Genomic DNA, 13,778 nt, shown 5'->3' with positions numbered 1-13,778 from the left:
TAAGGAGAGATTACGATGGCTGCTGCACGCAGAAAAACGATAACGAAAGAAATTGCATCGCAGGCGATATTAGATGCCTTTAAAAAACTCAATCCGGCGGTCATGATCAAGAACCCGGTTATGTTTATCGTTGAAGTAGGTACGGTGATTACGCTGCTTCTATCCATCTCGCCTGATCTGTTTGGGGCTGAGAGCGTGGGTCGAGGGTATAATTTGGCGGTGTTTTTCGTCCTGCTCTTTACCGTGTTGTTCGGCAATTTCGCTGAAGCATTGGCGGAAGGTCGAGGCAAGGCGCAGGCGGATACCCTTCGGAAAACGAAATCCGAAACGATGGCGAAGCTTGTGCAGCGGGATGGCTCCTTCAAACAGGTTCCTTCTACGCAGCTGAAGAAAGGCGACATTGTCCGCGTGGAGGCAGGCGAGCTTATTCCCACCGACGGTGAGATTATCGAGGGTCTTGCATCCATCGATGAATCGGCGATCACGGGTGAATCTGCACCTGTGATCAAGGAAGCAGGCGGCGATTTCTCCTCGGTTACTGGGGGAACGCGAGTTGCTTCAGACTATATTGTTGTGAAAGTCATGACTGATCCGGGTGAATCCTTCCTGGATCGGATGATATCGCTCGTAGAAGGCGCTAAACGGCAAAAAACGCCGAATGAGCTTGCATTAACGACGCTGCTTGCTGTATTAACGATCATTTTCCTTATTGTAATCATCACCATGGTTCCGATGGCGAATTATCTGAATGTCAATCTGGATATCGCGACACTGATCGCCTTGCTTGTCTGTTTAATACCGACAACGATCGGCGCGTTGTTGTCCGCTATCGGGATTGCCGGTATGGACCGGGTTACGCAATATAATGTACTTGCGATGTCCGGTAAAGCAGTTGAAGCTGCCGGCGATATCGATACACTGATCTTGGATAAAACGGGCACGATCACGTACGGCAATCGGATGGCTGCGGAGTTCATACCTGTAAAAGGCGTCACCGCCAAGGAAATGACATTCGCTGCTTTGCAGGCTTCCGTGAAGGATGAAACGCCTGAAGGCCGTTCGATCGTGGAGCTTGCGGGTAAACTCGGCGAGTCTTGGTCAGAGCGCGAATACGGAAGTGCTGAAGTCGTTGAGTTTACGGCAGAAACAAGAATGTCCGGGCTCGATATGGCCGGCGGCGTTCAGATCCGCAAAGGTGCGGTCGATGCCATTAAGAAATTTGTTTCCGCCAATGGCGGCAGCATTCCGAGCGATTTGGAAGAAGCATCGAACCGGATTGCCAGAGCGGGAGGAACTCCACTCGCTGCGGCCGTAGGCAATCGTATTTACGGTGTCATTTACTTGAAGGATACCGTGAAGCCCGGACTGAAGGAACGTTTTGCCGAAATGCGGTCGATGGGAATCAAAACCATCATGTGTACGGGCGACAATCCGCTCACTGCGGCTACAATTGCCCTTGAAGCGGGAGTCGATGATTTCATCGCCGAAGCGAAGCCGGAGGATAAAATTGCCGCGATCAAGAAGGAACAGCAAGAAGGCAAGCTCGTTGCGATGACGGGCGACGGTACGAATGATGCTCCGGCGCTGGCTCAAGCCGACGTTGGTCTGGCTATGAATTCGGGAACGATGGCTGCGAAGGAAGCGGCCAATATGATCGATTTGGATTCCGATCCGACGAAGCTCTTGTCTGTGGTTTCCATCGGCAAACAACTGCTCATTACCCGTGGTGCCCTTACGACATTCTCGATTGCCAATGATATCGCCAAATATTTCGCGATTATCCCGGCTATGTTCATATTGGCGATGCCTCAGCTGGAATCGCTGAACATCATGCATCTGACTTCGCCGAAATCGGCGATCTTGTCCGCGTTGATTTTCAACGCCGTCATTATCCCGCTGCTCATCCCGATTGCGATGAAAGGCGTGAAATACCGTGCCATGACAGCAGACACGCTGCTTACTCGCAACATTCTGATCTACGGCCTTGGCGGGGTTATCGTCCCTTTCATCGGCATAAAAATCATAGACCTGGTGCTTCATGGTCTTCAACTCGTTTAAGGAGATAATCATATGAAGATGACACTGACCGCGATACGATTGTCCGTAGTGCTGATGCTGCTTTGCGGACTCATTTATCCTTTAGTCACGACCGGTGTAGCGGGGGCGTTATTCCCGAAACAAGCCGAAGGCAGCTTAATTGAAGTGAACGGCAAGGTTGTAGGCTCGGAGCTTCTGGCCCAGGATTTCCAATCATCTAAATTGTTCCATCCGCGAGCCTCGAATGCAAAATACGATCCAACAGCTACGGCCGGCTCGAATATGGCAATTGCCTATCCCGAATATGTGAAGGCAATGAAAGAGCAAATCGACGCGCTCCGGAAGGATAATCCGAATTTGACGGACATCCCTGCCGATCTGGTCACCATCTCGGGCTCCGGCTTTGATCCGGATTTGTCTCCGGAAGCAGCCAAGGCGCAAGTGCCGAGAATTAGCAAAGAGACGGGGATTTCGGAGCAGGAGCTTAATGAACTCGTGGATGCCAATACGACAAGTCGCCAGCTTGGCATTTTCGGAGAACCGCGCGTGAATGTAACGGAGATCAATATGGAACTGTTGAAGCAAGTGAAGTAATAATCAAGCGGCCGCCTCCATTTCTATGGGGGTGGCTTTCTCGGTTTTATCCATCTTTCATATAGAGGGGAAATCGCCAGTGGAAAGCTTTAAACGCAAAACGCCGGAAGATATTTTGCACTCCATCTCGAAGCTCCACCGCGGCACGTTGAAGATCTACATCGGTCCTGTTAGCGGCTCGGGAAAAACCTATCACATGCTGCGCGAAGGACAGACCTTGAAGCAGCAAGGCATTGATGTGGTCATCTGCGCGGTGTCGACGCTGCAGCGACCCGAGACGGTAGAGCAGCTAGGCGATCTGGAGCGGGTTCCTAGCATTCATTGGTTTAAAGACGGCGCTGAGTTCAAGGATTTGAATCTCGATGCGCTGCTGGAGCGAAATCCGGAAGTCGTTCTCGTAGACGGCCTTGCTCACCGAAATCGTCCGGATGCCCGTTTTCCTACCCGGCTGGAGGATATCAAATTTCTGCTCTCGCATGCGATTAGCGTAATTACGACGGTTAACGTATACGAGCTTGAGGGCTACACGGAAATCGCGCATAAGCTTACGGGGATTGAAGCGTCGTGTACGGTTCCCGCGGATACGCTTGAATTGGCCGATGAAGTGAGGCTGATAGACGTCACCCCGGAAACGGTATTAAATCGAATGGCAGAAGGACATCTGAAAGGGAATAAGGATGCAACGGTATTTAAACGAGGCAATTTAGGCGTGCTTCGCGAACTGGCGCTTCGGCTCGTTGCGGAGGATGTGAATGAATCCTTGAAATCGCATCGCGAAGAAATGGGGCTGATCGGTCCGTCCGGCGCAGCGGAGCGCATCCTTGTCACGACGCAGTACCACTGGAACGGATCGATCTATGTCAGGCGAGGACAGCAAATAGCCAAGCGACTAAACGGCGACTTGGTCGTGATTACGTTTCGCAAATTAAAGAAGCCTTTATCGAAAGAAGAAGCAACCTTTCGGAGGAGTACGATCAAGCTTGTAGAGAAAGTGGACGGTAAGTTTGAAGAGCTGCCGTTCCCCAAGCGAAGGCGCATTCCGAGGACGCTGGTGAATTATGCGACCCAGCATAATGTGACCCGCATCGTCATGGGGCACTCGAAGCAAACGCGGTGGCAGGAATTTTGGCAAGGGTCCATTATTAGTGAGCTTCTCAAAATCACGAAAAATATCGATCTGTTTCTAGTCGCCGATTCAACGGCTAACGAGGGGGAACGGATTCTCCCGGCGCAAATGACAGCTGCCACGGAGCAGCAGAAATATAAAAGACTCAGCGAGCAGGAAGTATCGGAGAAAATCGACCAGATCAGACGGGGCAAATTTAAAGTGTATATCGGCGCTGCTCCCGGAGTGGGCAAAACGTATATGATGCTGCGAGAAGGGAACGACCATCTGAAGAAGGGCATCGATGTCCAGGTTGGACTGCTGGAAACCCATAACCGAGCAGAAACGATCGAGCAGATCGGCAGCTTGAATGTCATTGACCGAAAGCGTATGGTATATCAAGGGATCACCCTCGAAGAAATGGATACCGATGAGATTATCCGAAGATGTCCCGAGGTTGTTTTGGTCGATGAGCTTGCCCATACAAATGTGCCCGGAAGCAAATACAAGAAAAGATATGAAGATGTGCTGGAAATATTGGATGCCGGCATTTCGGTTATTTCAACGGTTAATGTGCAGCATCTGGAGAGTTTGAATGATGCTGTCGAACAAATTACCGGAGTTCGTGTCCGGGAAACGGTACCCGATAGTATTCTTCATTTGGCCGATGAGGTGCAGCTCATTGATGTTGCTCCGGAAGCGCTCCAGCATCGGATGCGGGAAGGCAAAGTCTATGCGATGACGAAAGTCGATCAGGCGCTTAATAACTTCTTCAAAACAGGGAACCTGATTGCGTTGCGGGAGCTGGCCCTTCGCGAAATCGCCGACGATGTCGATGAGCGATTGGAGTCGTTCGAGCGGAAGAGTTCGCTGCGCGGTCCGTGGAGAAGGAAAGAAGTGATCTTTATCTGCGTCAACAGTACGCCGCATGCCGAACGTTTGATACGGCGCGGCTTCCGCACGGCGTATCGGCTTAAAGCCGCATGGTATGTCAATTATGTCCAAGTAGGAGGCAGCTGTTCGGATGAACTGAAGAAACGGCTGGCTGCATTGGAGAAATTGACCGAACGATTGGGCGGGAAGTTTATTATCCATGAAGAGCATCAGAACCGACAAATCGCCGTTGTCTTAGCTGCCAAAGCGGATGAGGTTGAAGCGACGCAGCTGGTCATTGGTCAACCGAAGATATCTTTCTGGGAAGCGATTTGGAAGGGTTCCGTCGTCAATCAGCTAATTCGGCTTACCAGGCATATGGATGTATTGATTGTGGCAGACTTTGATGCTCAAACCCAATAACTAATGGCCTATAGTCGTGATCTACAGGATGTGATGAGAATGAATTTAGCCTTGAAAATCAGAGCTTTTTCGATGAAGCCTTACGTTTGGGTTACCTTATGCGTCACCTTGTTAACCATCGTGCTCCATGCTTTTGAGCTGGCCTTCGATATGGTTAACATTGCACTTATCTATTTATTTCCCGTATTGTTCAGCGCGGTATATTGGGGACTTGCCCCTTCGTTTTATGCTGCGGCTTTAGGCGTGCTTGCCTTTGATTTTTTCTTTGTCCCGCCTTTTCTCAGCTTTACGGTAGCGGATTTGCGTTATCTCATTTCCTTTGTCGTCTACCTTGCGGTTGCCGCGCTAACGGCTAGCCTGGCTGCGAGGCTCAAACACCAGCTGAATCTGGCAAAGCAAAGAGAAGCCCACACGGCATCGCTCTACACACTAAGTCGAGAAATGACGGCTATTGCGGACATTCGATCGCTGCTCGAGAACGTTTGCCGCCAAGTTTCGACCACCATCCATTCGCAGGTGGCGCTCTATTTGCCTGATGGCCAAGATGAGCTTACATTAGCCGCTTCTTCCGCAAGCGGCGGGGACTGGGGCATGGGAGAATCGGAGACGGCTATCGCCAAATGGGTGTACGCACACGGGGAGATGGCAGGACGGGGTTCAGGCACATTAAGAGAATTTCCCGGCTTGTATGTGCCGCTGGTCACGGAGGAGCGGGTGTACGGCGTATTGGCCGTGAATCTCGTGAGCGACGAAAGGCCGACTACGCTATCAATGGAAAATAAAAGGCTGCTAGAGGCCTTCGCCGGGCTCGCAGCGAGTGCAATTGCAAGGGTGAAGTTAGGCGAAGAAGCGAAGCTTGCCCATTTGACGGCGGAGTCCGAGCGCCTTCGAACGGCCTTGCTGGACTCCGTTTCCCATGAATTGCGGACACCGCTCGCAACGATTATCGGGTCAGCAACAGGGCTCATCGAAGGGGACCAAATGTTTTCTTCCGAGGACCGGCGGGAATTGCTTGCCACCATTAGAGACGGCGCTTTGCGCATGAATCGGCTCGTTACGAACCTGCTTGGCATGGTCCAATTGGAAAGCGGCATGCTCCGGCTGCGTAAAAACTGGTGCGACGTCGGAGACATTATCGGCGTTGTCTTGTCCCAAGTGAAGGACTTTCAGCGCAATCGCGAAATACGGGTGAACCTGCCGGAGCGAATTTCGATCGTGCTTGGCGATGAAGTGCTGCTTGAGCAAGTGCTGGTTAACGTGGTCAGCAATGCCATTAAGTATTCACCGGATGAGAGCACCATCGTGATTTCCGTGAGGCAGGATGAAACGCATGTTAGGATTAGCGTAGCCGATTCCGGTTTGGGCATTCCTGCCGCCGAGCTTGAGCAGATATTCGATAAATTTTACCGTGGCAGCACGACCAAGCATGTGCCCGGAACGGGACTTGGATTAGCGATCTGCAAAGGGATCATAGAAGCGCATGGGGGAATGATTACGGCGGAGCCTAACCTTCCCGAAGGTACCGTTATCCAAATTGCGCTGCCGCTTGGAGACCAGAGCTTTCTCGAACAAATGACTCCGGAAGGGGATAACGAACTGATATGACGACAACAACCGGAGCACGTATCTTGATCATTGATGACGAGCCTCAAATTCGCAAGCTGCTTCAAGTTTCCTTACAAGCGCATCACTTTGATATTCATACGGCAGCAACGGGAGAAGACGGCGTATATCAAGCGAGCATTATCCATCCCGACCTTATCGTGCTCGATCTTGGGTTGCCGGATATTTCCGGCATGGAGGTGCTGCGCCGCGTTCGCGAGTGGTCGCGTATACCGGTCATCGTATTGACGGCCAAGGATCGAGAAGACGATAAGATTGCGGCGCTCGACGGCGGAGCGGACGATTACGTCACCAAGCCGTTTGGCATGGGAGAGCTGCTTGCGAGAATACGCGTTGCGCTTCGTCATGCAGCCAAATCTGCCGATGAACCGGTTCTTCAGTTCGGCCGGCTTATGATTGATTTGGCGCAGCGGGTCGTTGAGCTGGACGGCAATCGAGTGAAACTGACGCCGACGGAATATGATCTCTTGAAAGTATTAGCCTCGAATGCGGGCAAAGTCATCACGCAGCGCCAGTTGCTTCAACAGGTCTGGGGCGGTCATCACCACGAGACGGACAGCCATTATTTGCGCATCTATATTGGCCATTTACGCAAGAAGCTGGAAGAGGATCCGACGAGACCGGTATTCATTGAGACCGAGCCGGGTATTGGATATCGGTTCTTGCTGCAGGATTGAGAAGCAGGGGGGGCTCGGAAGTGCCCCGGGCTACGAGAGGGAAGAGTGGCTCTCAGAGCAACACATTGATGGAAATATGGTGGATTCAGATAATGAGTGGCTCTCAGAGCAACACATTGGCAGCAGTAGAGTGAATTCAGAGGAAGAGTGGCTCCCAGAGCAACACATTGATTGAGGGAAGAATTCGAAGAGTTCGTCTGGAGATCTACATGGATCAGAATTCGGAAAATTGAAAGAAAGATTCTCATCTAGGGAGCTACATGTGTTGAATTTTGGTAAATAGAGAAAATGTAGCTCACCTGGAGATCTACATGGGGCTGGCCCAAAAAAGGACTCTCTCAAAAGCCGCCGAAGCGCACTTTTGAGAGAGTCCCCTACAAGGGTATTGAATTACTTCGCTGCTTTCCAAGCATCGATTTGCTTCTGCATTTCCGCAATGATTTTGTCCGCGCCGGCATCTTTCATTTTCGCCACGAACTCGTTGTACTTCTCTTCCGACGTAACGCCCAACGTAATGGCACGTGAGTACTCGTCATTTACGGCAGAGGCTTTCGCGATCTCGCCTTTTACTGGCTCGGCATCGAACGTGAAGCCCAGCAGCAAGGAAGGCTCAGCTTCCGCGTTTACTTTCTTCGTTTGCTCCCATACATCTACAGGCATGCCTTTCTCTACGTTAGCCAAGAAGTTGGACGCGAACATCCAAGGCACCTGCGGGTTGTAGTCGGCTTGCGTAGGACCCGGAATCATCAGGCCGTCAGCATCGAAATCGTATTGCTCGCCTTTAATACCGAAGTTCAAGAGGTTATACAGATCTTTGTCCGTGTTGAGCAATTCAAGCAGCATCATGGCTCTTTCCGGATTTTTCGAATTGCGGTTGATCGCTTGCATCGTTGCCGTGATTCCGCCTGTCGTCAAATGCGCCGTGCCGGCAGGAACTTCAAGGTATGGCTCTCCGCCAAGCGCGGAGTCAAGGTTCGCACCGCCCGGCTTGAATGCGCCGCCGATGTTCAGTACCCATTTGCCTGCTTTGCCGTCTGTCCAGTCATCCGTTTTCTTGGAGATCCGCTCTTTGGAGTGTAGAATGCCTTTTGCACTCCAGTCTCTAAGTGTAGCTGCGAATTTCTTATATCCATCGGATTCGAACTGATTGATAACTTTGAGGGTATCGTCGCCGAACATCACTACGCCGGGAACATTGAAGCCAACGATAGCTTCCATGTTGAAGAAGTCCGGATCAATCCCGATAACCGGGTATTTCTGAGGATTATCCTTCTGCACGGCTTCAATGAACGGCAAGAGCAGGTCTAGGCTGTTTTCGTTGATTTTGCCGCTGATCGCATTCATGTCCAGGCCGTATTTATCGATGAGTGCTTTTGGAACGGCAACGGCCGGCGTTCTTGCAGAGATTTGCTGATTGACGAAGCCGTAGATTTGCCCTTTGATTTTCGTTGCATCCCAGAAGGAAGCAGGCATGGAGGCCAACGTTTTCGGTGCGTACTTCGCCAGCAGGTCATCGAGTGGGAGGAATGCGCCTTTGGCGACGTTTTGCGTATAGTTGTTGATCCAGCCGGCCGTGAACGTAATGTCATAAGGCTCGCCGGAGGCAATCACGACTTGCATTTTCTGATCATAATCACCAAACGGAATCGCTTTGAAATCAACGGTCGCATTGATTTTCTCTTTAATCACCTTATTCACTTCTGCGAAAATCTTATCTTGTTGAGGCTGCGGGAAGTTCCCCGGGAAGTACCATGTCAGCTTCGCTTCAGGCAGATCTGCCGTTGTATTCGTATTTGTAGCAGCAGTGTTGTCGGTGGCAGCAGCATTTGAAGATTCATTCGTCGCTGTATTGTCGGCCTTGCTTGTGTTCGTGTTCGCTCCGTTGTTCGTGGAGTTGTTGCCGCACGCGACAGCCAGCATGCTGAATACAAGAAGCATAATCGTGCATAGAAGGCCAAACTTGGACAATCGGAATGCTCTTGCTCGTTGCATTGTGAATCCTCCCTTTTTGTATTGGCGTTGCTATCTTAAATTGGATCAGTGATCCATGTTTAAGCTATCCCTTCACTGCGCCTACGGTAAGCCCTTTGACAAAATACTTCTGGAAGAACGGGAAGACGGCCAGCATCGGTCCTGCTGCCAAAATCGCCATCGCCATCCGCGCGGATTCCGAAGGGAGCTCGGCATTCTTCATGCTAGGCGGCATCATGTTGGTCGAACTGGTGAGGTAAGCAATGTTGTTCATCATGCGATAAAGCATATATTGAAGCGGAACAAGGTGTTCATTCTCGATATAGAGCAAGCTGAGCCACCAATCGTTCCAGTACAGCAGCATCGTGAATAAGGAGACCGTCGCTAAACCGGGTTTGGCCAGCGGAATGACGATCTGGAAGAAGATTCGGAATTCGCTCGCTCCATCGATCATGCAGGACTCGATAATATTGAATGGGATCTTCTGCATGAAGGAACGAAGCAGCAGGATAAACCAAGGTACGGCCAAGTATGGAAGGATGAGCACCCAGATCGTATTTTTCAAATGGAGGTAATTGCTGATCAAGATGTAGGTTGGCACCAAGCCGCCGTTGAACAGCAGGGTGAAGAAGACATAGAAGCTGAGGCTGTTCTTGAATTTGAAGTCTTGACGGGAGAGCGTATACGAGATGCCTGCCATGAACAAGACAGCGAGAAAGGTGCCGATGAAGCTGACCATTATGGATACTTTGAATGCACCGAGAAGCTGGACGGGCCGATAGAGAACGTATGAATAGGCCTTCAAATCAAACATGCGCGGAATTAAGCTATATCCGTTCTTCAGGATGTCCACTTCGTTACTTAAGGAGATGGACAAGATCGAGATGAGCGGCAGGATACAACATAGACTAAAGAGAATAAAGATCAAATGGATAAGAAGCTGGGAAATCTTCCATTTCTTCTGTGGCATAAGCTCATCTCATCTCCAGACGTCTTCTAAAATAATTTATTGTCATCATCGATTTTCTTCACGACATAGTTGCTCGCCAGTACGACGATAAAGCCCATAATGGATTGGAACAATCCGACTGCCGACGACATGCCGATATCGCCCGAAACTTTGAGCATCCGAAACACATAGGTATCAATAACTTGGGTAACCGGGAACAGCTGTCCGACCTCTCTTGGGACGAAGAAGAACAAGCCGAAATCCGAGTAAAATATTTTGCCGATGGAAAGCAGCGTCATAATCGTGATGAGCGGCATGATGAGCGGTATCGTAATGTTACGGATAATCTGAAGTTTGGAAGCGCCGTCGATCTCGGCTGCCTCGAAGTATTCCTGCGAAATGCCCAGAATGCCCGCATAGAAAATAATACTGACATAGCCGAGCCCTTTCCAAATATTAATGAGGGTTAACAGGATGGGCCATACCCATGTCGTGGAGTAAAAGTCGAATGCCTCAAACCCCAGCTTCTCGGTTATCATAGTAAGCACGCCGTACGGACCGATGAAGGAGTAGGCCATGTAGGCTACGATGATCCAGGAGAAGAAATAAGGGAAGAAGAAAACCGTCTGGTAAGCCTTAACCCATCTGCGGCTTACGACTTCATTGAGCAGGATGGCGAATACGACGGATAAGAAGGTGCCAACCGCAATAAAGACGCTATTATATAGAAGCGTGTTTCGAACGACCATCCAAGCGTCGCTGGAGGTAAAGAAGAACTTGATGTTATCAATCCCGACCCAAGGACTCCGCAGAATACCATCGGTATAGTTGATATTTTTGAAGGCAATGAAGATCCCGCCCATCGGAAGATAAGAGAAAACGAAGATCACGAGGAAGGCGGGCAGTGCGAGCAGCGCCAGCTGCAGGTTCTTCTTGAGATGGCGCGATGAAGCTAAGAACGGAAGCTTGTTCATTGATGCTGGACCTCCTTCAGGCAAGAATGTAAACGTTCTCAAGGACTGATTTGATCATAGTTGAACAGAGGGGGAGCTGACAATTTCTAAAATGCCATTTCAGTTCACTTTCGAACGAATGGAGCAGTTCTCAAAATCGTTTTTTGTTCTGAAATCAGGCTTTTGAGCGTGAAATACAATTCAAATTGAATCATTTTCACGTTATGTGATAGTCTTGGAAGTAGAGGAGTTGCATGCATAATGTTCAAGAAATTTGTTCTGAAGAACCCGTTTCAGCTCTTTCTGACGATTCTGCTTCCCTTCCTGGTCAGTACCGTTCTGCTGCTCTTCGTTCAATCCTCCTTATTAAGCCGAAATTTCGAGAACTTTGCATTGAAACAGGTCTATCGCGAGCAGCTCGCGGACCTTCAATATACGAGCCGAAATGTAAGCGCGCTTGAGCAAACGGCCAGATCGGTATCGACAACGGCATTCTTTGATGACATCATTACCGACCTGCTCTACACAGACATTGATTCAGATGATTCCATGAAGTATCAAATCAAACTGCAATCCTACAAAAATATTTATCCGTTTCTTCAATCGATCTACATCTATAACGGTGAGCAAATCTATGCCGTCCCCCGAGCGCAATTCATCTATGACCGTACAACCTTTGATGATCAAGGCATTTTCCCGATTCTCGATGACATTAAGAACCACCCTTCGCACAGTATCGTGCTGCGCAAAATCCCGAATATCATGTCCGGCATCGCTACAGGCGCCGTCAAGGATATGTACGTGTATTCGTATTTGTTCTTTGACTCCCAAGTTGCAAGCGGCAAAGTCAATGAAGCGATCATTCTGAACATATCCGAGGAATGGCTTCGCCAAAGCATTCATTCGCAGAATGATGCCGGCGGCAGCCGAATCTTCGTGACCGACAGCACGGGCATGCTGCTATCGACAGATCAGGCCCATCCCTTGCTGGCTAATTTGTCTGACAAGCCCTATATTCAGCGGATCAATGCTTCCAAGGTGCAGGCCGGTAATTTCCGCATGAACGTCGATGGCGTCGATTCGTTTATTACCTATACGAGCACGGATGCCTTCGATTGGAATCTCGTCAGCATTACGCCCTATCACGACATCGTCAAAGATGTGGAACGGATGAAACAGAAGACGTACCTGTTCGTCGTCTTGTTCATTGTCGGCAGCATTCTGCTTACCTTCTATTTCTCGCGAAGACTGGTTGTCCCCATGTCGCTCGTCATTCAGAAATATAACCAGCTGGAGATGGAGAAGCGGGGCGAGTCTTATGACCGGAAACAGCAGTTTCTGCGCAAAATCATGCATTCCAAAGGGCCGTTATCCGCGGACGAACTAAGGCGGCAATTTCTCAAATACGATATTTCGCTGGATCCTTCCGCGGCCTTTCTCATCGTGCTGTTCAAAATCGATCACTTCTCTGACTTCTGTGAGACGTACAGCAGAGGAGACCGGAGTTTATTAAAGTTTGGCATCGTCAATATTGTTACTGAGCTGATGCAGCAGAAGGCTGCTCATGAATGCTTGGAGCTGGAAGAGGATCAGGTCATGCTGCTGCTGAATGTGGATTCGCTTGATGCGCCTTCCGAGCAGCTGCTGCTTGTGGAATGGATGCAGCAGATTCAGCAGCATACGAAGCAGTTTCTGCGCCTTGCCGTATCCGTGACATTCAGCGAACCGTTCGAAACCCTCTCCCAGCTGAACTTTCATTATTTGAAGACGCTCGACCTGTCCTATTACCGGCTGATTTACGGTCATGAAAGTATGATTTTCAGCGAGTTTATTACGGTACGAACGGAAGATTTCAAATCGTCGCAGGAGAAAGACGATGAGTTGAAGGAGGCGCTCATCCGGGGACATTTTCAAGAGGCGAAGGATGCGCTGTCCGCTATGCTCAAGGATGCTTCGGCATACAGCTATTCGGCGCTGAGCTCGATGTTTATCCGGATTTTGCTGCTCATTCGTCATGCGATCGAAGTGCTGGAGACCAATCATGCGATGAAGGTGGATTTTCACTTTAACGCCTATCTCATGAAGCTGCAGAAAATGGAAACGATCGAGCAGATCATGGCGGACTTCTCCGCGCTGTTCGATCGTTTGGCACAGGAGCTCGAAGCGAAGAAAGACAATAAGTATTTGAAGCTGCTCGATATGGTGAATCACATTGTGCACCGTGAGCTGGCGAATCCGGCGTTATCGCTGGACTATATTGCGGATGAGGTTGATCTGTCGCCGCCATATCTGGGTAAACTATTTAAGAAGCATAGGCTTGTGTCGGTATCGGATTTCATTAATAATGTGAGGCTCGCTTATGCCAGTCAGCTGGTTGCGACGTCTACGGATACGATAACGGATGTTATGGAAAAGTCGGGATTCTCGAGTCGGAGCCATTTCTTCACTCAATTCAAGAAGGTCTATGGTTTAACGCCAAGCCAATATCGCATGAATGCGAAGCAATCCGGCTACTCCGACAAGCCAAACATTGACTTTCCTGAATCATTCTAGTAGCGTGTATAGAATAGTTA

General features: G+C 49.8%; 9 protein-coding genes. 6 read left to right on the top strand and 3 right to left on the bottom strand.

Annotated features, from left to right (window positions below):
* The first annotated feature begins 15 nt into the window (after positions 1 to 15).
* The 5 genes from kdpB to BM412_RS31585 all read left to right on the top strand — a co-directional run bounded on the left by kdpB (position 16) and on the right by BM412_RS31585 (position 7,332).
* A complete protein-coding gene (gene kdpB, locus BM412_RS31605) occupies positions 16 to 2,058 on the top strand; it encodes a potassium-transporting ATPase subunit KdpB (protein ID WP_091225656.1) in 2,043 nt (680 codons plus the stop codon).
* Positions 2,059 to 2,070: 12 nt separating this feature from the next.
* A complete protein-coding gene (gene kdpC / locus BM412_RS31600; RefSeq protein WP_091225655.1) occupies positions 2,071 to 2,631 on the top strand; it encodes a potassium-transporting ATPase subunit KdpC in 561 nt (186 codons plus the stop codon).
* A gap of 79 nt (positions 2,632 to 2,710) precedes the next feature.
* A complete protein-coding gene (locus tag BM412_RS31595; RefSeq protein WP_091225654.1) occupies positions 2,711 to 5,032 on the top strand; it encodes a histidine kinase in 2,322 nt (773 codons plus the stop codon).
* 72 nt (positions 5,033 to 5,104) lie between these two features.
* Complete coding sequence (locus tag BM412_RS31590; RefSeq protein ID WP_256256687.1) at positions 5,105 to 6,637, top strand: ATP-binding protein; 1,533 nt, start codon at positions 5,105 to 5,107, stop codon at positions 6,635 to 6,637.
* Positions 6,634 to 7,332 carry a response regulator gene (locus tag BM412_RS31585; RefSeq protein WP_091225652.1) on the top strand — a complete coding sequence of 233 codons (699 nt, stop codon included), beginning with the start codon at positions 6,634 to 6,636 and terminating at the stop codon, positions 7,330 to 7,332. Before BM412_RS31590 ends, BM412_RS31585 begins: the two co-directional genes overlap by 4 nt.
* A gap of 390 nt (positions 7,333 to 7,722) precedes the next feature.
* On the opposite strand, the gene BM412_RS31580 is transcribed toward BM412_RS31585, so the two are convergent.
* From BM412_RS31580 to BM412_RS31570, 3 genes are all read right to left on the bottom strand, one after another.
* Positions 7,723 to 9,324: a DUF3502 domain-containing protein gene (locus BM412_RS31580; protein WP_091225651.1), complete on the bottom strand. Its 1,602-nt coding sequence runs from the start codon at positions 9,322 to 9,324 to the stop codon at positions 7,723 to 7,725.
* Positions 9,325 to 9,388: 64 nt separating this feature from the next.
* On the bottom strand, positions 9,389 to 10,273 hold the full coding sequence (locus BM412_RS31575; protein WP_091225650.1) for a carbohydrate ABC transporter permease: 885 nt from the start codon (positions 10,271 to 10,273) through the stop codon (positions 9,389 to 9,391).
* Between the two features lie 26 nt (positions 10,274 to 10,299).
* Positions 10,300 to 11,226 (bottom strand): ABC transporter permease subunit, encoded by a 927-nt coding sequence (locus BM412_RS31570; protein ID WP_091225649.1) that lies wholly within the window; start codon positions 11,224 to 11,226, stop codon positions 10,300 to 10,302.
* A gap of 240 nt (positions 11,227 to 11,466) precedes the next feature.
* On the opposite strand from BM412_RS31570, the gene BM412_RS31565 reads away from it, so the two are divergent.
* Positions 11,467 to 13,758, top strand: coding sequence for an AraC family transcriptional regulator (locus BM412_RS31565; RefSeq protein WP_091225648.1), 2,292 nt, complete (start codon positions 11,467 to 11,469; stop codon positions 13,756 to 13,758).
* Positions 13,759 to 13,778: the final 20 nt, after the last annotated feature.

Origin of the sequence: Paenibacillus sp. BC26 (genome assembly GCF_900116125.1) — a bacterium.
GTDB lineage: Bacteria > Bacillota > Bacilli > Paenibacillales > Paenibacillaceae > Paenibacillus_Z > Paenibacillus_Z lignilyticus.
This window is presented reverse-complemented; position numbering and strand designations above follow the sequence as displayed.